At 61.8% G+C, this 20,546-nt stretch carries 18 protein-coding genes; 4 read left to right on the top strand and 14 right to left on the bottom strand.

The genetic code is table 11. The features are described 5' to 3' along the window. Window position 1: 1 nt before the first annotated feature. The 13 genes from lpxA to rpsB all read right to left on the bottom strand — a co-directional run bounded on the left by lpxA (window position 2) and on the right by rpsB (window position 12,811). Entirely contained in the window at window positions 2–778 is a 777-nt protein-coding gene (gene lpxA, locus HU748_RS01065; RefSeq protein ID WP_186667231.1) for an acyl-ACP--UDP-N-acetylglucosamine O-acyltransferase, read from the bottom strand. Next, the gene (gene fabZ / locus HU748_RS01060) at window positions 775–1,215 is read right to left on the bottom strand and encodes a 3-hydroxyacyl-ACP dehydratase FabZ (RefSeq protein WP_011535269.1); all 441 of its coding nucleotides are present in this window, start codon (window positions 1,213–1,215) and stop codon (window positions 775–777) included. Before fabZ ends, lpxA begins: the two co-directional genes overlap by 4 nt. 113 nt (window positions 1,216–1,328) lie before the next feature. Continuing rightward, a complete protein-coding gene (gene lpxD / locus HU748_RS01055; RefSeq protein ID WP_186667232.1) occupies window positions 1,329–2,384 on the bottom strand; it encodes a UDP-3-O-(3-hydroxymyristoyl)glucosamine N-acyltransferase in 1,056 nt (351 codons plus the stop codon). Between the two features lies 1 nt (window position 2,385). After that, entirely contained in the window at window positions 2,386–2,889 is a 504-nt protein-coding gene (locus HU748_RS01050) for an OmpH family outer membrane protein (protein ID WP_054891073.1), read from the bottom strand. A 44-nt stretch (window positions 2,890–2,933) separates the two neighbouring features. Then, window positions 2,934–5,297, bottom strand: coding sequence for an outer membrane protein assembly factor BamA (gene bamA / locus HU748_RS01045; RefSeq protein ID WP_063545919.1), 2,364 nt, complete (start codon window positions 5,295–5,297; stop codon window positions 2,934–2,936). Between the two features lie 76 nt (window positions 5,298–5,373). Beyond that, entirely contained in the window at window positions 5,374–6,726 is a 1,353-nt protein-coding gene (rseP, locus tag HU748_RS01040; RefSeq protein ID WP_186667233.1) for an RIP metalloprotease RseP, read from the bottom strand. 46 nt (window positions 6,727–6,772) lie between these two features. Next, entirely contained in the window at window positions 6,773–7,963 is a 1,191-nt protein-coding gene (gene ispC, locus HU748_RS01035) for a 1-deoxy-D-xylulose-5-phosphate reductoisomerase (RefSeq protein WP_186718848.1), read from the bottom strand. Continuing rightward, window positions 7,960–8,775 carry a phosphatidate cytidylyltransferase gene (locus HU748_RS01030; protein ID WP_054891077.1) on the bottom strand — a complete coding sequence of 272 codons (816 nt, stop codon included), beginning with the start codon at window positions 8,773–8,775 and terminating at the stop codon, window positions 7,960–7,962. The genes ispC and HU748_RS01030 overlap by 4 nt, the downstream gene beginning before the upstream one ends. Continuing rightward, a complete protein-coding gene (gene uppS / locus HU748_RS01025) occupies window positions 8,775–9,530 on the bottom strand; it encodes a polyprenyl diphosphate synthase (RefSeq protein WP_186667235.1) in 756 nt (251 codons plus the stop codon). The genes HU748_RS01030 and uppS overlap by 1 nt, the downstream gene beginning before the upstream one ends. 15 nt (window positions 9,531–9,545) lie before the next feature. Continuing rightward, window positions 9,546–10,103, bottom strand: coding sequence for a ribosome recycling factor (frr, locus tag HU748_RS01020; RefSeq protein WP_186667236.1), 558 nt, complete (start codon window positions 10,101–10,103; stop codon window positions 9,546–9,548). Beyond that, window positions 10,100–10,843: a UMP kinase gene (gene pyrH / locus HU748_RS01015; protein WP_023381972.1), complete on the bottom strand. Its 744-nt coding sequence runs from the start codon at window positions 10,841–10,843 to the stop codon at window positions 10,100–10,102. The genes frr and pyrH overlap by 4 nt, the downstream gene beginning before the upstream one ends. A 180-nt stretch (window positions 10,844–11,023) precedes the next feature. Continuing rightward, window positions 11,024–11,887, bottom strand: coding sequence for a translation elongation factor Ts (gene tsf, locus HU748_RS01010; RefSeq protein ID WP_186667237.1), 864 nt, complete (start codon window positions 11,885–11,887; stop codon window positions 11,024–11,026). Between the two features lie 186 nt (window positions 11,888–12,073). Beyond that, window positions 12,074–12,811, bottom strand: coding sequence for a 30S ribosomal protein S2 (rpsB, locus tag HU748_RS01005; protein ID WP_054891081.1), 738 nt, complete (start codon window positions 12,809–12,811; stop codon window positions 12,074–12,076). A 344-nt stretch (window positions 12,812–13,155) separates the two neighbouring features. Here rpsB and map point away from each other — a divergent pair, with 344 nt between their 5' ends. The 4 genes from map (at window position 13,156) to HU748_RS00985 (ending at window position 18,785) form a co-directional block, all read left to right on the top strand. Next, entirely contained in the window at window positions 13,156–13,938 is a 783-nt protein-coding gene (map, locus tag HU748_RS01000) for a type I methionyl aminopeptidase (protein WP_186667238.1), read from the top strand. 22 nt (window positions 13,939–13,960) lie between these two features. Then, window positions 13,961–16,660: a [protein-PII] uridylyltransferase gene (locus tag HU748_RS00995; RefSeq protein WP_186711297.1), complete on the top strand. Its 2,700-nt coding sequence runs from the start codon at window positions 13,961–13,963 to the stop codon at window positions 16,658–16,660. Between the two features lie 21 nt (window positions 16,661–16,681). Further along, on the top strand, window positions 16,682–17,878 hold the full coding sequence (gene dapC, locus HU748_RS00990; RefSeq protein ID WP_186718847.1) for a succinyldiaminopimelate transaminase: 1,197 nt from the start codon (window positions 16,682–16,684) through the stop codon (window positions 17,876–17,878). A 169-nt stretch (window positions 17,879–18,047) separates the two neighbouring features. Continuing rightward, window positions 18,048–18,785 (top strand): peptidase M12, encoded by a 738-nt coding sequence (locus HU748_RS00985; protein ID WP_186718846.1) that lies wholly within the window; start codon window positions 18,048–18,050, stop codon window positions 18,783–18,785. Between the two features lie 2 nt (window positions 18,786–18,787). Here the strand turns inward: HU748_RS00985 and HU748_RS00980 are convergent, their stop codons facing one another. Next, a complete protein-coding gene (locus tag HU748_RS00980; RefSeq protein ID WP_186718845.1) occupies window positions 18,788–20,434 on the bottom strand; it encodes a Na+/H+ antiporter in 1,647 nt (548 codons plus the stop codon). Between the last annotated feature and the right edge of the window lie 112 nt (window positions 20,435–20,546).

Below are 20,546 nucleotides of genomic sequence, written 5' to 3'. Positions count from 1 at the left end.
GTCAGCGGGTGATGCCGCGGGCAGAATTGAGGATCGACTGGCGGAACAGTTCGACTTCCGGGTGCTGCCCGGCCAGTTCGTCCAGCTCCTTGATCGCCTCTTCCACGGTCAAGCCTTGGCGATAGACGATCTTGTAGGCACGGCGCAAGTCATGGATGACCTCGTCGCTGAAACCGCGACGGCGCATACCTTCAAAGTTCATGCTGCGCGCCTCGGCCGGGCTGCCGAACACCGTGACGAACGCCGGAACATCTTTGCCGATCGCCGTGCCCATGCCAGAGAAAGCGTGAGCGCCGATATGGCAATACTGGTGCACCAGGGTGTAGCCGGACAGGATGGCCCAGTCGCCCACGTGCACATGCCCGGCCAGCGCCGTATTGTTGACCAGGATGCAATGGTTGCCGATCACGCTGTCATGGCCGATGTGGGCATAGGCCATGATCAGGTTGTGATCGCCAAGCGTGGTTTCCGAACGGTCCTGCACAGTACCGCGGTGAATGGTGACACCTTCGCGGATCACGTTGTGATCGCCGATCACCAGGCGCGTCGGCTCCCCCTTGTACTTGAGGTCGGGCGTGTCTTCGCCGATGGAGCTGAACTGATAGATGCGATTGTGCTTGCCGATCCGGGTGGGCCCCTTGAGCACCACGTGCGGACCAATGACGGTGCCCTCCCCGATTTCGACATCGGGGCCTACGATCGACCAAGGGCCGACCTCGACGCCGTCGGCCAGCTTGGCCGAGGGATCGATGATCGCCCGCGGATCAATCGAACTCATAGGGAGCGTTCCGCGCAGGTGATCTCGGCCGAGCAGACCGGCTTGCCGTCGACCAGGGCACGGCACTCGAACTTCCAGATCATGCTCTTGCGGCTGAGGAACTTGGCTTCCAGCACGAGCTGGTCACCCGGCAACACCGGCTGACGGAAACGCAGCTTGTCGGAGCCGACGAAGTAATAAAGAGTGCCATCGGCAGGCTTCGCATCGAGCATCTTGAAGCCGAGAATTCCGGCCGCCTGGGCCATTGCCTCGATGATCAGCACGCCCGGCATGATCGGGTGCGCCGGGAAATGGCCGTTGAAGAACGGCTCGTTGATGCTGACATTCTTGTAGGCACGAATGCTCTGGGCCTCGAAGTCCAGCTCCGTGACCCGGTCCACCAGCAGGAACGGGTAACGGTGAGGCAGGTATTCGCGAATCTCGTTGATGTCCATCATTTCGGGGGGAAGCCTGTAATAAGAATAGGGAGCGCAGGTGCTGACCACACGCTCCTTTTGCAGTCCAAAGAGGAGCCAGCTAGCGACTGTTCACTCTTGCTCAGGAAATGGTATCAGCCTTCTGATGCCGGCTGGCCACCTGAGGTCACGGTCTCGACGCGTTTTTCCAGTTGCTGCAGACGCTTGGACATCTCGTCGAGCTGGCGTATACGCGCTGCGCTCTTGCGCCACTCGGCCAACGGCTGCATGGCAGTACCGGAAGAATAGCCGCCCGGCTCGGTGATCGAGCGGGTGACCATGGTCATACCGGAGACGAAGACGTTGTCGCAAACATCGATATGACCAACCATGCCGACGCCGCCCGCGATCATGCAGTGCTTGCCGATACGCGTGCTGCCGGAAATTCCGACGCAAGCCGCCATTGCGGTATGGTCTCCGATCTGCACGTTGTGGGCGATCTGAATCTGGTTGTCGAGCTTGACGCCATTGCCGATTCGCGTGTCAGACAGCGCGCCACGGTCCACAGCGGTGTTGACACCGATCTCCACATCGTCACCCAGCGTCACGCCGCCGATCTGGGCAATCTTCTGCCAGACACCTTTCTCGTTGGCGAAACCGAAGCCCTCACCACCGATCACCGCACCCGACTGAATGACCACACGCTTGCCGATGGTGACATCGTGGTACAGCGTCACACGCGGGGCAAGCCAGCCACCCTCGCCGATGATGCAGCGGGCACCGACAAAGCAATGTGCGCCAACGGTCACGTTCGCACCGATGCGCGCACCGCTTTCGATGACCGCGAACGGCCCGATGCTCGCGCTCGCATCCACCTGGGCATCGTCAGCTACCACGGCGCTGGGATGAACTCCCGCCACAGCCTTGGGCTTGGGATCGAACAAGTGAGAAATACGAGCGTAAGCCAGGTAAGGATCGGGGACGATCAGCGCGTTACCGGTGAAGCCTTCGGCATCCTCGGCCTTGATCAGTACCGCTGCCGCCCGATTGTCATCCAGGAATTTGCGGTACTGACGATTGGCGAGGAAGCTCAACTGCCCCGGACCAGCCTCCTGCAAGGTGGCCAGCCCGGTGATTTCAAGCGACTCGGGGCCACTGAGCGTGGCCCCGAGGGTCTCGGCCAACTGACCGAGCGTCATGGTCACGGTCATATCAACGCGCTTGGTTCATGCGCTCGATGACCTGGCGGGTGATGTCATACTGAGGTTTGACATCGATTACCGCACCACGCTCGAGCACCAGGTCGAAACCACCTTTCTTGATGACTTCCTCGACGGCACCGTCGAGCTTGGGCTTGAGCTGCTTGAGCATGTCGCGATCAGCAACGGCCTTCGCTTCGTTGAGTTCCTTGGACTGGAACTGGAAGTCACGGGCTTTTTGCTTGAACTCGAGCTCCAGGCGCTCACGCTCCTGCTGCTGCATCTTGTCGCCACCCTTGATCAGTCGATCCTGGATGCCCTTGGCGCTGCTTTCCAGAGTTTTCAGCTGGTTCAGTTGCGGGCCGAACTTCTTCTCGGCATCGACAGCGTACTTTTTGGCGGCGTCTGATTCGAGCAGCGCCATCTGGTAGTTCAGAACGGCAATCTTCATTTCGGCGAAAGCCGGGGTGGCGACCAGCGCCGCGGCCACTACGGCCAGTTGAGTCAACTTACGCACGATGCACTCCTGGATAAACCGTTGTCGTTAAGCAAGGGCCAAGCTTAGAAAGTCTGGCCCAGAGAGAATTGGAACACCTGGGTGTCGGCGTCGTCCGGCTTCTTGATCGGCATCGCCAGGCTGAAGCTCAACGGGCCCAGCGCGGTAATCCAGGTCACGCCCAGGCCGACGGAGCTGGCCATGTCGGAGAAACCGACCTTCGCGCAATCAGGCTTGGAGCCGCAGTTGGTGTCGAACACGTTACCCACATCCCAGAAGACCGAGGTACGCAGCGAACGCTGGTCCTTGACGAACGGCAGCGGGAACAGCAGCTCGACACCACCCTGTACGAGGACGTTACCACCGAACGGCAGCGGGTCCTGGTCCGGGTCACGAATGGTACCTGGTTTGCCCCCCGGATTACCTTCGCCACGACTCGGCGTACTGCGTGGGCCCAGGCTGCTGTCCTTGAAGCCGCGGACAGAGTTGAAGCCACCCGCATAATAGTTCTCGTAGAACGGCAGGCCCGAGGTACCGCCGAAACCATCACCATAGCCCAGCTCAGTATGCAGGCGTAGGGTGTAGTCGTTGCTCAGTGGCTTGAACAGCTGGCCGCGGTAGTCAAGCTTGTAGAACGACAGGTCGCTGCCCGGTACGGTAGTTTCCAGAGTCAGGCTTTGCGAATGACCACGGGTTGCCAGCACGCCTTTGTTCAGGGTCGATTCGGACCAGCCGATCGACGCCTTGAAGTTCAGGAAGTTGTCGCCTTCCTTGTCGAGAAAGTCGAAGATCTCGTCGACGGTGTAGCGGCCGGTCTTGATCTTGTCTTGCTGCACGGTCAGGCCGTAGGTCAGGCGCGAGGTCTCGCTGATTGGGTAACCCAGGCTGACGCCGGCACCGAGGCTGTCTACTGCATAGCTCGCCACGTCGACATCGAGGTCATCGTAGTTGGTGCTGCGGTAGAAGGCGTTGTAGCCCAGGCTCACGCCATCGGCAGTGAAGTAGGGGTCGACGAAGCCGAAGTTGTATCGGGTCTGGTATTCGCTTCGGGTCAGGCCGATGGACACCTTGTTACCGGTACCCAGGAAGTTGCTCTGGCTGATCGAACCACCCAGGATCAGGCCCGCGCTCTGGGCGAAACCGACGCTGGCGGTGATCGAACCGGAAGCCTGCTCCTCGACCGCATAGTTGACGTCGACCTGGTCGTCGGTGCCTGGCACCGGCGGCGTCTCGACGTTGACTTCCTTGAAGAAGCCCAGGCGCTCGAGGCGGGTCTTGGACTGGTCGATGAGATAAGTGGATGCCCATCCACCTTCCATCTGACGCATCTCGCGACGCAGCACCTCGTCTTCGGTCTTGGTGTTGCCGCGGTAGTTGATGCGGTTGACGTAGGCACGCTTGCCCGGATCGACGACGAACATGATGTCGACGGTGTGATCCTGGTCGTTAGGTTGCGGCACGCCGTTGACGTTGGCGAAGGTATAGCCTTCGTTACCCAGTCGACGGGTGATCAGGTCGGAGGTGGTGGTCATCACCTTGCGCGAGAAGACCTGGCCTGGCTGCACCAGCAACAGCGACTTGACCTGGTCTTCCGGCACTTTCAGGTCACCGGAGAGTTTCACGTCACGAACGGTGTACTTCTCGCCTTCGTTGACGTTGACAGTAATGTAGACGTGCTTCTTGTCCGGGGTAATCGATACCTGGGTGGACGCGATGTCCATGTTGATGTAGCCGCGGTCCAGGTAATAGGAACGCAGACGCTCCAGGTCACCGGAGAGTTTTTCACGTGCGTACTTGTCGTCGTTCTTGAAGAACGACAGCCAGTTGGTGGTTTTCAGTTCGAAGAGCTGGGAGAGGTCTTCGTCGCTGAACACGGTGTTGCCCACCACGTTGATGTGCTGGATCGCCGCGACGGTACCTTCGTTGATCTTGATCTTCAGGCCGACACGGTTGCGTGGCTGCGGCACGACCTCGGCATCGACCTCGGCCGAGTAGCGGCCCTGGGCCACGTACTGGCGCTGCAGCTCGTTACGCACGCCCTCGAGCGTGGCGCGCTGGAAGATCTCGCCCTCGGCCAGGCCGGACTGCTTCAGGCCCTTCATCAGGTCTTCGGTACTGATCGCCTTGTTGCCCTCGATCTCGATGCTCGACACCGATGGGCGCTCGACCACGTTGATGATCAGGACATTGCCGTCGCGATCCAGCTGGATGTCCTGGAAGAAACCGGTCTTGAACAGCGAGCGAGTCGACTCCACCAGGCGGCGGTCATCGACCTGGTCGCCTACGTTCAACGGCAACGCGCCGAACACGCTGCCGGCGGAAACCCGCTGCAGGCCGTTGACACGAATATCGGAGATGGTGAAGGACTCGGCGTGAACTTCAGCGATCATCAGTGCGGAGAGGACCGCAGTTAGCAGCAGACGTTTCATGAAGTCCTTTTATTCCAACTGGCAATAAACAACCCGCCACCGCAGCACGGCGGCAGGTTCGCAATAGAGCGAAGCGTTAAAGTCGACCCAGATCGTTGATCAGGGCGAGCAACATCACCCCAATGACCAAACTGATACCGATCTGGACCCCCCAACCTTGCACCCGATCCGAGAGCGGACGACCGCGCGCCCACTCGATCAGGTAGAACAGCAAATGCCCCCCATCCAGTACCGGGATGGGCAGCAGGTTCAGAACCCCCAGGCTTATGCTCAGGTAGGCTAGGAAATTCAGGAAATCCCCAACGCCCGACTGGGCTGAAGCGCCCGCCACTTTAGCAATGGTTATCGGTCCGCTCAAGTTTTTTACCGAGAGCTCCCCGAACAGCATTTTCTTCAGCGATTCAAGGGTCAGGACACTCATGTTCCAAGTGCGCGAGAGCCCCTCGCCGACCGCCTCCAGCGGCCCGTAGCTGACCTCTCGAAGCATGTTCGCAGGCCACTCGGCGCCTTTGACCCCAGCCCCCAGATAACCTCCGGACGCCTGCCCTTCCCCTTTGCGCGCCAGCGTCACCGGCAGTTCCAGCTGCGCGCCATCACGCTCGATACGCAGTAGCACCTTCGCCTCGGGGCGCGCCCGAACAGTGTCCACCACCTGCTGCCAGTCACCCAGTGCGACACCATCGAGTGCCAGGAGTCTATCGCCGGTCTTCAGCCCGGCAGCAGCGGCCGGGCCCTTGGGATCGATTTCGGCGAGCACCGGACTTACCGCCGGCCGCCAGGGGCGCAGCCCCAGGGACTGGATCGGGTCAGGCTCGTCGGCACCCTTGAGCCATTGATTCAGGCGGATTTCATGCTGACGCTCCAGCGTGGCGCCGTCGTCGCGCACGCCCACCCGCAAGCTGCCGCTCTCGCCCAGGCGACGCACCAGTTGCAGATTGACCGCCGACCAGCCACTGGTCGGCTTGCCATCGATCGAAACAATTTCCTGGCCTGCCACAAGGCCTGCAGATGCCGCCAGGCTGCCCGACTCGACCGCTCCGATGACCGGACGCACCTGCTGGCTGCCGAGCATGGCGACCACCCAGAAGAACAGGATGGCGAGCAGGAAGTTGGCAATCGGACCGGCGGCAACGATAGCAATACGCTGTCCAACCGATTTGCGATTGAAGGATTGATCAACAAGCGCGGGCGGCACATCGCCTTCGCGCTCATCGAGCATCTTGACGTAGCCGCCCAGCGGAATCGCTGCGACGACAAACTCGGTGCCATGGCGGTCGTGCCAGCGCACCAACGGCGTGCCGAACCCCACCGAGAAGCGCAGGACTTTCACTCCGCACTTGCGTGCCACCCAGAAGTGGCCGAATTCGTGAAAGGTGACCAGTACACCCAGGGCCACCAGGGTGCCGATAATCATGTAGAGCGCAGTCATATCCATCTCCGAATGACGTTCAGCCAGGCCTGGGGCCGACGGGAAATCAGCGGCCGTGGCGCCTCAACCACTCCCGGGACAGCTCCCGGGCTCGCTGGTCGGCGGCGAACACCGCATCCAGCGAAGGCAACGGCACTACCGGCTCCTGCTCGAGCACCTGTTCGATCATACCCGCGATTTCCGGGAAGCGGATACGCCGCTGGAGAAATGCCTCGACCGCCACTTCGTTGGCGGCGTTGAGCACGGCAGGCGCACTGTTGCCCGCTTCGGCAGCTTCTCGCGCCAGGCGCAGGCAGGGGAATCGCTGCTCGTCGGGCGCCTGGAAATCCAGACGGGCGACCGCGAACAGGTCCAGCGGCGCGACACCGGAATCGATCCGCTCAGGCCATGCCAGAGCGTTGGCGATCGGTGTCCGCATGTCCGGGTTGCCCAACTGCGCCAACACCGAACCATCCACATAGTCGACCAGCGAATGGATCACACTTTGCGGGTGTACCACCACCTCGACCTTGGCTGGCGCAGCATCAAACAGCCAGCAGGCCTCGATCAGCTCGAGCCCTTTGTTCATCATGCTTGCCGAGTCGACCGAAATCTTGCGCCCCATCGACCAGTTCGGATGAGCACAGGCCTGCTCCGGCGTGACGTCCATCAGCGCCTGCGCCGCGGTTTCACGGAAGGGCCCACCAGACGCCGTCAGCAGGATACGACGCACACCAACGTGCGCCAGGCCACGGGCATAGTCGCCGGGCAAGCACTGGAAGATGGCATTGTGCTCGCTGTCGATCGGCAGCAGCACTGCACCACTGGTGCGCACCGCTTCCATGAACAGCGCGCCGGACATCACCAGCGCCTCCTTGTTGGCCAGCAGCACCTTCTTGCCGGCCTGCACCGCCGCCAAGGTCGGACGCAGACCAGCAGCGCCGACGATAGCAGCCATCACGGTGTCCACTTCGCTGGCAGACGCAACCTGGCAGAGACCTGCCTCGCCTTCCAGCACTTCGGTGGTGCTGCCCGCCGCCGCCAGCCCTTCACGCAGGCGGGCGACCGAGTCGGCGTCCGGCACCACCGCATACGCCGGACGATGGCGCAGGCACAGGCCGAGCAATTCATCCAGGCGTGAATAGCCGCTCAAGGCAAACACCTGGTAGCGCTCGGGGTGACGGGCAATCACATCCAGCGTACTCAGGCCGATCGACCCGGTCGCACCGAGCACGGTAATCCGCTGCGGATGACTCACATCACACCCCATTCGGCCGCCCAGAGCAGCACGGCGAACATCGGGATCGCCGCGGTCAGGCTGTCGATACGATCCAGCACGCCGCCATGACCAGGCAGCAGGTTACTGCTGTCCTTGATGCCTTCGCGACGCTTGAACATGCTTTCGGTCAGGTCGCCAACCACCGACGACATGACCACGATCACCGCGCCGACCAGGCCGAGCAGCAACTGCCCCAACCCCCAGTCGCGCACGAGCCCGACCACCAGGGTGATCAACAGGCTCACGGCCATGCCGCCATACACACCCTCCCAGCTCTTGCCGGGGCTGACGTGCGGCGCCAGCTTGCGCTTGCCAAAGGCACGACCAGAGAAATATGCACCGATGTCGGCAGCCCAGACCAGCACCATCACCGCCAGGATCAAGCCATTGCCCAATGGCCAATGCTTGAGCAGCAACAGGCCTTGCCAGGCGGGTAACAGCACCAGCAGACCGATCAGCAGACGGCAGGCGGCACTGCTCCACAACTCAGCGCTGCGTGGATAGGTGAGCACCAGCCAAGTCGCCAGGCCCCACCAGATCACCGACGCCCCCAGCACCCAGGGCGCAAGGTCCGGCATGAGGTAGAGCACCATCAGCGCTCCAGCGACCACGGCGGCATAGGCGATGCGCAATGGCTGGGCCATCAACCCGGCCAGACGCGCCCATTCCCAGGCACCAAGGGTCACCACGAAACCGATGAACAGGGCGAAATCCGCGCCGTTGAGCAGGAAGAAACCGCCCAGCGCGATCGGCAACAGGATCAGCGCGGTAATGATGCGTTGTTTAAGCATTAAGCACGAGCTCCAGCCTCGACCTGCTCGCTGGTCTTACCGAAGCGGCGTTGGCGCGAAGCGAAATCGGCCAGTGCATTACGCATGGCCTCGTGTTTGAAGTCCGGCCAGTACAGGTCGGAGAAATACAGCTCGGCGTAGGCCAACTGCCACAACAGGAAGTTGCTGATGCGGTGTTCGCCGCCGGTGCGAATGCACAGGTCGGGCAACGGCAGGTCCCCCGTGGCAAGGCAGGTCTGCAGCAGACCGGGCGTGATATCGTCCGGGCGCAGATGGCCGGCCTGGACTTCGCGCGCCAGGCGCTGGGCAGCCTGGGCGATATCCCACTGACCGCCATAGTTGGCAGCGATCTGCAGGATGAAACGATCATTGCCGGCGGTCAGCGCTTCGGCTTCTCGCATCGCGGCCTGTAGCTCCGGATGGAAGCGCGAGCGGTCACCGATGATGCGCAGGCAGATGTTGTTGTCGTTCAGGCGCTTGGCCTCGCGGCGCAAGGCCGAGAAGAACAGCTCCATCAACGCACCCACCTCATCGGCCGGACGCTGCCAGTTCTCGCTGGAGAAGGCGAAGAGCGTGAGCACTTCGACCTTGGCCTCGGCACAGACTTCGATCACCGCACGCACCGCATCGACGCCGGCCTTGTGCCCGGCAACGCCAGGCAGCAGGCGCTTTTTCGCCCAGCGGTTGTTGCCGTCCATGATGATAGCGACGTGACGCGGCACCGACGAGGGTGCCGCCTGCTTGGTCTTTTCCATGAAAAAGTCCTGGCCTCAGACGGCCATCAGGTCCTTTTCCTTGGCTTTGAACGCAGCATCGACGTCTGCCACGAACTTGTCGGTCAGCTTCTGGATCTCGTCAGCTGCACGACGCTCTTCGTCTTCGCTGATTTCCTTGTCCTTGGTGAGCTTCTTCAGGTCGGCCAATGCGTCGCGACGCACGTTGCGCACGGCAACCTTGGCATCCTCGGCAACGCCGCTGGCCTGCTTGGTGTAGCCCTTGCGGGTTTCTTCGGTCAGGGCCGGCATCGGCACGCGAATGGTGGTACCGGCGCTCGACGGGTTCAGGCCCAGGTCGGAGGTCAGGATGGCCTTCTCGATCGCGGCGCTGAGGTTCTTGTCGTGGGCGACGATCTTGAGGGTGCGGGCGTCCTCGACGGTGATCGCGGCCACTTGGTTCAGCGGCATCTCGCTACCCCAGGCCGGAACCTTGACGCCATCCAGGATGCTTGGGTGGGCGCGACCGGTGCGGATCGCTGCCAGGTTGCGGGCCAACGCCTCGAGGGACTTGCCCATGCGCTCCTGCGCGTCTTTCTTGATGTCGTTGATCATGCTTCGCCTTCCTCGATCAAAGTACCTTCAGCGCCACCCACCACGATGTTCAGCAGGGCGCCAGGCTTGTTCATGTTGAATACCCGCAATGGCATCTTGTGGTCGCGGCACAGGCAGATTGCGGTCAGGTCCATGACACCGAGCTTGCGATCCAGCACCTCGTCGTAGGTGAGGTGATCGAACTTCTCGGCATGCGGATCCTTGAATGGGTCGGCAGTGTACACACCATCGACCTTGGTCGCCTTCAGCACCACGTCGGCATCGATTTCGATGGCACGCAGGCAGGCTGCGGAGTCGGTGGTGAAGAACGGATTGCCGGTACCGGCGGAGAAAATTACCACATCCCCGGAGTTGAGGTGGCGAATAGCTTTGCGACGATCGTAATGATCGGTGACGCCGACCATGGAGATGGCAGACATGACCAGTGCCGGGATGTTCGAGCGCTCCAGCGCATCGCGCATGGCCAGTGCGTTCATCACAGTGGCCAGCATGCCCATGTGGTCGCCCGTGACGCGGTCCATGCCGGCTGCACTGAGCGCGGCGCCGCGGAACAGGTTACCACCACCGATCACCAGGCCGACCTGGACACCGATACCGACCAGCTGGCCAACTTCCAGGGCCATGCGGTCCAGCACCTTCGGGTCGATCCCGAAGTCTTCCGAGCCCATCAGGGCCTCGCCGCTAAGTTTGAGCAAAATGCGTTTATAGCGAGGTTGGCGACCACTCACCTGCTGAGCCATTGCGAGTCTCTCCTGCGGCGTACTTTTAGAAAATTCCGTGCGGGCTGTGTGCAGCCTGCTAACTGTAGCGTGGCACTGCTTCAGTGCCAGCGCACAGGGCCAGATAAACCCTTGCGCGCTTTGACAAAGAGGCTGCGCGCGTGAGCGGGCAGCCTCTTCGGGGCGACAGACGAGTCCGTCTTACTGCTTGGCGGCAGCGACCTGGGCGGCAACTTCGGCAGCGAAGTCGTCAACCGGCTTCTCGATGCCTTCGCCAACTTTGAAGTAGGTGAAGGAAACGATTTCAGCACCGGCTTTCTTGGCCAGATCGCCGACCTTGACTTCCGGGTTCATGACGAAGGCCTGCTCTTTCAGCGAGGCTTCTGCCTTGAACTTGGTGATACGGCCGTTGATCATGTTCTCAACGATGTTTTCCGGCTTGCCAGCGATCTTGTCGGCGTTCAGCTGCAGGAAGACGCCCTTCTCGCGCTCGATGGCCTCGGCGGAGATTTCCGACGAATCCAGGAACTCAGGGTTCGAAGCTGCAACGTGCATGGCGATGTTCTTGGCCAGCTCTACGTCACCGCCTTTCAGAACGACGGCAGCGCCGATCTTGTTGCCGTGCAGGTAGGCACCGACCACGTCGCCTTCGACGCGAGCCAGACGACGGATGTTGACGTTCTCGCCGCACTTGGCGACCAGGGCTTCACGAGCGGCTTCACGCGAAGCGATCAGCGGAGCGGCGTCGGTCAGCTTCTGGGCGAAGGCTTCTTCCAGGCTTTCGGCAACGAAAGTCTTGAAGTCGTCTTGCAGAGCCAGGAAGTCGGTCTGCGAGTTCACTTCCAGCAGAACGGCGACCTTACCGTCGGTCTTGACGGCGATAGCACCTTCAGCGGCAACGTTGCCAGCCTTCTTGGCGGCCTTGATGGCGCCCGAGGCACGCATGTCGTCAATGGCTTTCTCGATGTCGCCGCCGGCCTTTTCCAGGGCCTTTTTGCAATCCATCATGCCTTCGCCGGTACGCTCGCGCAGTTCTTTGACCAGCGCTGCAGTAATTGCTGCCATTTCAAAATCCTCTTGGAAAGTTTTTCAACCATTCCACCCGTTCATCACGGGCGTTCAATTCTGGAAATCCGCTGTCTTCACACCAGCGCCACGCATGATGCGGCGTGCTTGCTGACAGGAGGATTTCAGGTGGCAAAAAGGGGGCCAAGCCCCCTTTTCGCGTGCCAAGTAGACGCCAGGCGTCAATTACTCAGCAGCTGGTGCCGCCGCTTCTTCAGCGTAGACTTCGGTACCGCCGGCAACGTTGTTGCGACCGCGGATGACGGCGTCAGCCATCGAAGTCATGTACAGCTCGATGGCGCGGATTGCGTCGTCGTTGCCTGGGATCACGAAGTCAACGCCTTCCGGGCTGCTGTTGGTATCGACAACGCCGATGACCGGGATGCCCAGCTTGTTGGCTTCGGTGATTGCAATGCGCTCGTGATCGACGTCGATGACGAACAGTGCATCAGGCAGACCGCCCATGTCCTTGATACCACCCAGGCTGCGATCCAGTTTTTCCAGGTCGCGCGAGCGCATCAGGGCTTCTTTCTTGGTCAGCTTGGCGAAGGTGCCATCTTCGGCCTGGGTTTCCAGGTCGCGCAGACGCTTGATCGAAGCACGGATGGTCTTGTAGTTGGTCAGCATGCCGCCCAACCAGCGATGATCAACGTATGGCGAACCGCAACGAGCAGCTTGCTCGGCGACCAGTTTGCCAGCGGAACGCTTGGTGCCGACGAACAGGATCTTGTTCTTGCCCTGGGCCAGGCGCTCTACGAACGACAGAGCGTCGTTGAACATCGGCAGGGTTTTTTCCAGGTTGATAATGTGGATCTTGTTGCGCGCGCCGAAAATGTACTTGCCCATTTTCGGGTTCCAGTAACGGGTCTGGTGGCCGAAGTGCACACCGGCCTTCAGCATATCGCGCATGTTGACTTGGGACATGATAGTTCCTTGATAAGTCGGGTTGGGCCTCCACGTATCCCAATGACCAACCCATGGATCCGAAGATCCCGGGCACCCAGGCCATCGTGTCGACACGTGTGTGGGTTTGAGCTGACGGGGACCTCCCCGAAAGCGGCGCATTTTATACCACAGACAGAAGACGAACGGAACCCGCAAGGTGCTTCATCCGTCAGTGGCTTTTGCAGCAGCCCGGCAATCGCGCCAGAATGCCCTCCATAGACCACCGGATCCGCGGTTTTCTCCCCACAGAACGCCGCCCTGCTCTGTTAGAATCCGGCCTTTCCCGTTTGTTGTGCGCCGCCCGGCGCCGTAGAGAGCCTGTAATGACCGTCACCATCAAGACCGCAGAAGACATCGAGAAGATGCGCATCGCCGGCCGCCTGGCCGCCGAAGTCCTCGAAATGATCGAAGAGCACGTCAAGCCTGGCGTGACCACCGAGGAACTCGACCGCCTGTGCCACGACTACATCGTCAACGTCCAGCAGGCGATCCCGGCGCCGCTCAACTACAAGGGCTTCCCCAAGTCGATCTGCACCTCGATCAACCATGTGGTCTGCCACGGCATCCCCAACGAAAAGCCGCTCAAGGATGGCGACACCATCAACATCGACGTGACGGTGATCAAGGATGGCTACCACGGCGACACCAGCCGCATGTTCCATGTCGGCACCGTCGCGCCCTGGGCCGAGCGCCTGTCCAAGGTCACCCAAGAGTGCCTGTACAAGGCCATCGAGCTCATCAAGCCGGGCTGCCGCCTGGGCGACATCGGCGAAGTGATCCAGAAGCACGCGGAAAAGAACGGTTTCTCGGTGGTTCGCGAGTTCTGCGGCCATGGCATCGGCAAGGTGTTCCATGAAGAACCGCAGATCCTGCACTACGGCAGGGCCGGCACCGGCATGGAACTGAAAGAAGGCATGACCTTCACCATCGAGCCGATGATCAACCAGGGCAAGGCCGACACCAAGGTGCTGGGCGATGGCTGGACCGCCATCACCAAGGATCGCAAGCTCTCGGCACAGTGGGAACATACGCTGGTGGTCACCGCCACGGGCTATGAAATCTTCACCCTGCGCAAAGACGACACCATTCCCCGTACCTCGGCGTAATTCAACTCAGGAAGGCGACTCGATGCCACAGGTGGATCCAGAGCTGTTCGACCGTGGCCAGTTCCAGGCGGAACTGGCGCTCAAGGCAAGCCCCATTCCCGCCTTCAAGAAGGCACTGCGCCAGGCCGCAGAAGTCTTCGACAGACGCTTTCGCGAAGGCGTCGAGATCCGCCGCCTGATCGAGGACCGCGCCTGGTTCGTCGACAATATCCTGCAACAGGCCTGGAACCAGTTCGACTGGGGCAATCCGGACGGCATCGCCCTGGTCGCGGTCGGCGGCTACGGCCGCGGCGAGCTGCACCCCTGGTCGGACATCGACCTGCTGATCCTGCTCGACCAGGCGGAACACGAGCAGTATCGCGACGCCATCGAGCGCTTCCTGACACTGCTGTGGGACATCGGCCTGGAAGTCGGTCAGAGCGTGCGCACCGTCGAGGAATGCGCCGAGCAGGCGCGCGCCGACCTGACAGTGATCACCAACCTGATGGAAAGCCGCACCGTCGCCGGCCCCGAGACGCTGCGCGAGCGCATGCTGGAAGTCACCAGCACCGCGCACATGTGGCCCAGCAAGGAGTTCTTCCTGGCCAAGCGTGCCGAGCTCAAGGCACGGCACCACAAGTACAACGACACCGAGTACAACCTGGAGCCCAACGTCAAGGGTTCGCCAGGTGGCCTGCGCGACATCCAGACGGTGCTCTGGGTTGCCCGCCGCCAGTACGGCACCCTCAACCTGCACGCGCTGGCTGGCGAAGGTTTTCTGCTGGAAAGCGAGAACGACCTGCTGGCCTCGTCGCAGGCCTTCCTCTGGCGCGTGCGCTACGCCCTGCACATGCTCGCCGGACGCGCCGAAGACCGCCTGCTGTTCGACCACCAGCGCAGTATCGCGGCGCTGCTCGGTTACAGCGACGAGAACCCCAAGCGCGCCATCGAGCAGTTCATGCAGCAGTACTACCGGGTGGTGATGAGCATCAGCCAGCTCTGCGACCTGATCATCCAGCACTTCGAGGAAGTGATCCTCGCCGACGACAATGGCAGCACCCAGCCGCTGAACTCGCGCTTTCGCCTGCATGACGGCTATATAGAGGCGGTCAACCCGAACGTCTTCAAGCGCACCCCGTTCGCCATGCTGGAGATCTTCGTGCTGATGGCCCAGCATCCGGAGATCAAGGGCGTACGCGCCGACACCGTGCGCCTTCTGCGTGAACATCGGCACCTGATCGACGACAAGTTCCGCAACGATATCCGCAACACCAGCCTGTTCATCGAGCTGTTCAAGTGCGAGATCGGCATCCACCGCAACCTGCGGCGCATGAACCGCTATGGCATCCTCGGTCGCTACCTGCCGGAATTCGGCCTGATCGTCGGACAGATGCAGCACGACCTGTTCCACATCTATACGGTCGATGCGCACACGCTCAACCTCATCAAGCACCTGCGCAAACTGCAGTACACCCCGGTGTCGGAGAAATTCCCGTTGGCCAGCAAGCTCATGGGACGCCTGCCCAAGCCTGAGCTGATCTACCTCGCCGGTCTTTATCACGACATCGGCAAGGGTCGCCAGGGCGATCACTCCGAGCTCGGTGCGGTGGATGCTCAGGCGTTCTGCGAGCGCCATCAGCTACCGGCCTGGGACTCGCGGCTGATTGCCTGGCTGGTGCAGAGCCACCTGGTGATGTCCACCACCGCCCAGCGCAAGGACCTCTCCGACCCGCAGGTGATCAACGATTTCGCCCTGTTCGTCGGCGACGAAACCCGCCTGGACTACCTCTACGTGCTGACCGTGGCCGACATCAACGCCACCAACCCCAGCCTGTGGAACTCCTGGCGCGCCAGCCTGCTGCGCCAGCTCTACACCGAGGCCAAGCGCGCGCTGCGCCGGGGCCTTGAGAACCCGCTGGACCGCGAGGAGCAGATCCGCCAGACACAAAGCGCCGCGCTGGACATCCTCGTGCGCGAAGGCACAGACCCGGACGATGTGGAGCAACTCTGGTCGCAGCTGGGCGACGACTATTTCCTCAAGCACACCGCCGCCGATGTGGCCTGGCACAGCGATGCGATTCTCCAGCAGCCGGCCGATGGCGGCCCGCTGGTGCTGATCAAGGAAACCACGCAGCGCGAGTTCGAAGGCGGCACGCAGATCTTCATCTACGCGCCCGACCAGCACGACTTCTTCGCCGTGACCGTGGCGGCGATGTCGCAGCTCAACCTGAACATCCACGACGCCCGCATCATCACCTCCAGCAGCCAGTTCACCCTCGACACCTACATCGTGCTCGACAACGACGGCGGCTCGATCGGCGACAACCCGCAGCGGGTCAAGCAGATCCGCGAAGGGCTGACCGAGGCACTGCGCAATCCCGAGGATTACCCGACCATCATCCAGCGGCGCGTGCCGCGCCAGCTCAAGCACTTCAACTTCGCGCCGCAGGTGACCATCCTCAACGATGCCCAGCGCCCGGTGACCATCCTCGAAATCACCGCACCCGACCGGCCTGGCCTGCTGGCGCGCCTGGGGCGGATCTTCCTTGAGTTCGACCTGTCGCTGCAGAACGCCAAGATCGCCACCCTCGGCGAGCGCGTGGAAGACGTGTTCTTCATCACCGACGCCGACAACCAGCCGCTCTCCGACCCGCAACTGTGCAGCCGCCTGCAGGAAGCCATCGTCGAACAGTTGCAGGCCGGCCAGTCCAGCGATACCAGCCCTACCCGCGTGACCTTCTGACGATTACGAGACCTTGCGCCGATGAACCATGCCTTGACCCAGCTTCAGCCCTATCCCTTCGAGAAGCTCCGCGCCCTGCTCGGCAGCGTGAAACCTGCCGCGGACAAACGCGCCATTGCCCTGTCGATCGGTGAGCCGAAGCATGAATCCCCGGCGTTCGTCGCCAAGGCCCTGGCCGACAACCTCGATAAACTGGCGGTCTACCCCAGCACCCTCGGCCTGCCGGCCCTGCGCCAGGCCATCGTCCAATGGTGCGAGCGCCGTTTTGGCGTGCCCGCTGGCTGGCTCGATGCCGACCAGCATGTCCTGCCGGTCAATGGCACCCGTGAAGCGCTGTTCGCTTTCACGCAAACGGTGGTCAACCGCGCCGACGACGGCCTGGTGGTCAGCCCCAACCCGTTCTACCAGATCTACGAAGGCGCGGCGCTGCTGGCCGGAGCTACTCCGCACTACCTGCCCTGCCTGGAAAACAACGGCTTCAACCCTGATTTCGACGCGGTGCCGGTCGAGATCTGGAAGCGCTGCCAGATCCTGTTCCTGTGCTCCCCTGGCAACCCCACCGGCGCACTGGTGCCGATGGACACCCTGAAAAAGCTGATCGCCCTGGCCGACGAGCACGATTTCGTGATTGCCGCCGACGAGTGCTACAGCGAGCTGTACTTCGACGAAGACGCTCCACCACCAGGCCTGCTGAGCGCCTGCGCCGAGCTCGGCCGCAACGACTTCAAACGCTGCGTGGTGTTCCACAGCCTGTCCAAGCGCTCCAACCTGCCGGGTCTGCGTTCGGGCTTCGTCGCTGGCGATGCCGAGATCATCAAGCCATTCCTGCTGTACCGCACCTACCACGGTTGCGCCATGCCGGTGCAGACGCAACTGGCCAGCGTCGCCGCCTGGCAGGACGAAGCCCATGTGCGCGCAAACCGCGACCAGTACCGCGCCAAGTACGATGCCGTGCTCGAGATCCTGCAACCGGTGATGGACGTGCAACGCCCGGATGGCAGCTTCTATCTGTGGGCCAAGGTGCCGGGCAGCGACGCTGATTTTACCCGTGACCTGTTCGAAGCCGAGCACGTGACCGTTGTGCCGGGCTCGTATCTGTCGCGTGAAGTGGATGGCGTCAATCCGGGCGCAGGACGCGTGCGCATGGCGCTGGTTGCGCCTCTGGCCGAGTGCATCGAGGCGGCCGAGCGGATTCGCGGGTTCCTCGCAGGGCGCTGAAATGCCTCTCCCCTTGGGGCTGGCGTCGATGTCAGCCCCTAGGTAACTATCTAACGGCACTCGGGCGCTGGGATGCCTGAACGCGTGTCACCGCACAGACTTATGTAATGCCACGTAGCTTGATCGGTCGCAGATCATCCTGAGTTCCAACCACACCAGGAACTCTCCGATGTATACACTCGCCTCACTCCGTACTCGCCACCGCATCGATCAGCAGCTCTCCCATGATCTGGCCGTTACCGAGAACCCCCGCAACAGGGGCCAGAGCAACGGCGGTCGAAAAAAGCGCGGACTGATCGAGACCGGCCGACTATGGGCACCCGGTCGTACTTTGTGGATCTCGTTTCTCGGTGCTCCGGACAGAAAGCTCAAGATGTCGATCTTCGAACTGGCTTGCCAGTGGGTGGATCTTTCCGGCGCCAACCTGGAGCTTGATCTGTCAGAAGATGATGACAAACATGCCCAGATCAGGATCCTCACAGGCGAACATGCAGAGCACAACGAATCAGACATCGGCACCGATGCACTGGCTAGTGAAGACTACACCATGTCGCTGAATGTCATACCGGGGGATGAATCATTCGAATCCACCGTGTTACACGAGTTCGGCCATGCACTAGGATTCGAACATGAACAGCTACACCCCGATGCCACCATCCCCTGGAACGAGCCGGCTCTATTCGAAGCTGCCAAGCAATCGGGTGACTGGTCAGAGCAAGACATCAGGGAGACTTACCTGAACAAACGGCCCGACAACGAACTGATCAAAACCCAGTACGATCCGCTCTCTATAATGCATTACCCGATTGCGGCCTGGATGACCTTGGATGGATCCGAGGTAGTCCAGAATACGGAGCTCAGTGCGAAAGACCTCGAGATGATGCGCCTGGCCTACCCACACGACTGACGCTAACGAACCTGCCCCAGGTTCGCCTCGCTCATGTCCAGTTCACCCAGCACCTGGCGCACTACTTCATCCCCCACCAGGTGCTGGCGATGCAGGCTGTACAGTTCCAGCCGCTGTGCGCGCAATGCACGCAAGCGCAAGCGGCGCTCCAGAAGATCCATCTGCTCGGCCAGCGCACGCGCTTCGGCGCTGTCGTTGTAACTGTCCAGCTCATCCCGGTACTCCGCCATCAGGCGCGCCTTCAACTCGGTCGCCAGCGTCGCCTGGGCGGCATCCTGCGGGGCATTGGCATCGATGACCTCCTCGGCCTCCAGTGCATGAATCGCGGCTTCCGCGGTGCGTCTCCAGGCTTCCTGTACTTCCTGATGCAGGCGTTCGTCCGGGCTCTTGGTCACCCCGCGCAACAGAATCGGCAGGGCGATGCAGGCACTGATCAGCGACAGCAGGATCACCCCGGCGGCAATGAAGATCAGCAGATCACGCTCCGGGAACGCCTGGCCGGCCCCGATCAGCAAGGGCACCGACATCACACCCGCCAAGGTCACGGCCCCGCGCACGCCGCCCAGGGTCAACAGCCAGCACGAACGTGCGCTGGGCATCAGCACCAGCGCCGACTTACCGCGCCAGCGGCGCACCACGCCGATAGCGCGCCACACGCTTTGTACCCAGACGAACCGCAGCAGCACCAACGCCACGAAGATCGCCACCACATCGAGGCAACGCAAGGCCAGGGTCGGCCACAACGACGTTTCGTGGCTGACAACTGCCTTGATGATGTCGGGTAATTGCAAGCCCAGCAGCAGGAAGATCAGACCATTGAAGGCGAACTCCAGCAGCGACCAGACGCTGCGGTTGAGCAGGCGCGTACTGGTCTGGCGCGGCAACAGGTCGAGCCAGCTCTGCATCATCCCTGCCGCCACCGCCGAGAGAATGCCCGAGACACCGAGCCGTTCGGCCAGCACGTAGGCGGCAAAGGGCAACAGCAGCATGAACACCACATGCGTCGCCGGATCGTCCCAGCCCCGAGCGATCATCCAGGCACGCAGGCGCCCCACCAACCAGCTCAGTCCCACCCCGACTGCAAGCCCGCCGATGGCTACCAGCACGAACGTCAGGCTGGCATCGGTCAACGAAAACACCCCGGTAATGGCTGCCGCCAATGCGAACTTGAACGTCACCAGGCCCGAAGCATCGTTCATCAGCGCTTCGCCCTGGAGCATGTGCATCAAGGGTGTTGGCAGGCGATCCTGGGTAATCGCCGAGACGGCCACCGCGTCGGTGGGCGAGAGCACCGCAGCCAGGGCGAACGCTACCGGCAGTGGAATGCTTGGCAGGATCCAGTGGATGAAGTACCCCGCCCCCACCACGGTGAACAGCACCAAACCCACGGCCAAGGCCACCACCGGGCCACGAATGCGCCATAGCTCGCGCTTGGGGATGCGCCAGCCATCGGCGAACAGCAACGGCGGCAGGAACAGGAACAGGAACAACTCGGGATCCAGGGCCACGTGCAGGCCGAGGGTTGGCCAGGCCAGCAGCGCTCCGGCGCCGATCTGCACCAGTGGCAAGGGCAGCGGAATCATCCGCCCCACCAGCTTGGAGACACTGACCAGCATCAGCAGGATAAGAACGGTATAAGCTGACTGCATGTGGCGTGTTTCCCTTTTCGATTCAAAAGCGGTCCTGGTCGCCTTGGACAACGCCGTCGGTAACTGGACACATATAGTAACGAGCCAAGCCGCCAACGAACTGCTGCACCTA

The sequence above is a fragment of the Pseudomonas sp. RW3S2 genome (assembly GCF_014268955.1).
GTDB lineage: Bacteria > Pseudomonadota > Gammaproteobacteria > Pseudomonadales > Pseudomonadaceae > Aquipseudomonas > Aquipseudomonas wayambapalatensis.
This window is presented reverse-complemented; position numbering and strand designations above follow the sequence as displayed.

Coding starts and splice junctions, on each gene's coding strand:
- lpxA (WP_186667231.1), bottom strand. CDS start 778: ATGAGTTCGATTGATCCGCGGGCGATCATCGATCCCTCGGCCAAGCTG.
- fabZ (WP_011535269.1), bottom strand. CDS start 1,215: ATGATGGACATCAACGAGATTCGCGAATACCTGCCTCACCGTTACCCG.
- lpxD (WP_186667232.1), bottom strand. CDS start 2,384: ATGACCGTGACCATGACGCTCGGTCAGTTGGCCGAGACCCTCGGGGCC.
- bamA (WP_063545919.1), bottom strand. CDS start 5,297: ATGAAACGTCTGCTGCTAACTGCGGTCCTCTCCGCACTGATGATCGCT.
- rseP (WP_186667233.1), bottom strand. CDS start 6,726: ATGACTGCGCTCTACATGATTATCGGCACCCTGGTGGCCCTGGGTGTA.
- HU748_RS01030 (WP_054891077.1), bottom strand. CDS start 8,775: ATGCTTAAACAACGCATCATTACCGCGCTGATCCTGTTGCCGATCGCG.
- uppS (WP_186667235.1), bottom strand. CDS start 9,530: ATGGAAAAGACCAAGCAGGCGGCACCCTCGTCGGTGCCGCGTCACGTC.
- frr (WP_186667236.1), bottom strand. CDS start 10,103: ATGATCAACGACATCAAGAAAGACGCGCAGGAGCGCATGGGCAAGTCC.
- pyrH (WP_023381972.1), bottom strand. CDS start 10,843: ATGGCTCAGCAGGTGAGTGGTCGCCAACCTCGCTATAAACGCATTTTG.
- tsf (WP_186667237.1), bottom strand. CDS start 11,887: ATGGCAGCAATTACTGCAGCGCTGGTCAAAGAACTGCGCGAGCGTACC.
- rpsB (WP_054891081.1), bottom strand. CDS start 12,811: ATGTCCCAAGTCAACATGCGCGATATGCTGAAGGCCGGTGTGCACTTC.
- map (WP_186667238.1), top strand. CDS start 13,156: ATGACCGTCACCATCAAGACCGCAGAAGACATCGAGAAGATGCGCATC.
- HU748_RS00995 (WP_186711297.1), top strand. CDS start 13,961: ATGCCACAGGTGGATCCAGAGCTGTTCGACCGTGGCCAGTTCCAGGCG.
- dapC (WP_186718847.1), top strand. CDS start 16,682: ATGAACCATGCCTTGACCCAGCTTCAGCCCTATCCCTTCGAGAAGCTC.
- HU748_RS00985 (WP_186718846.1), top strand. CDS start 18,048: ATGTATACACTCGCCTCACTCCGTACTCGCCACCGCATCGATCAGCAG.
- HU748_RS00980 (WP_186718845.1), bottom strand. CDS start 20,434: ATGCAGTCAGCTTATACCGTTCTTATCCTGCTGATGCTGGTCAGTGTC.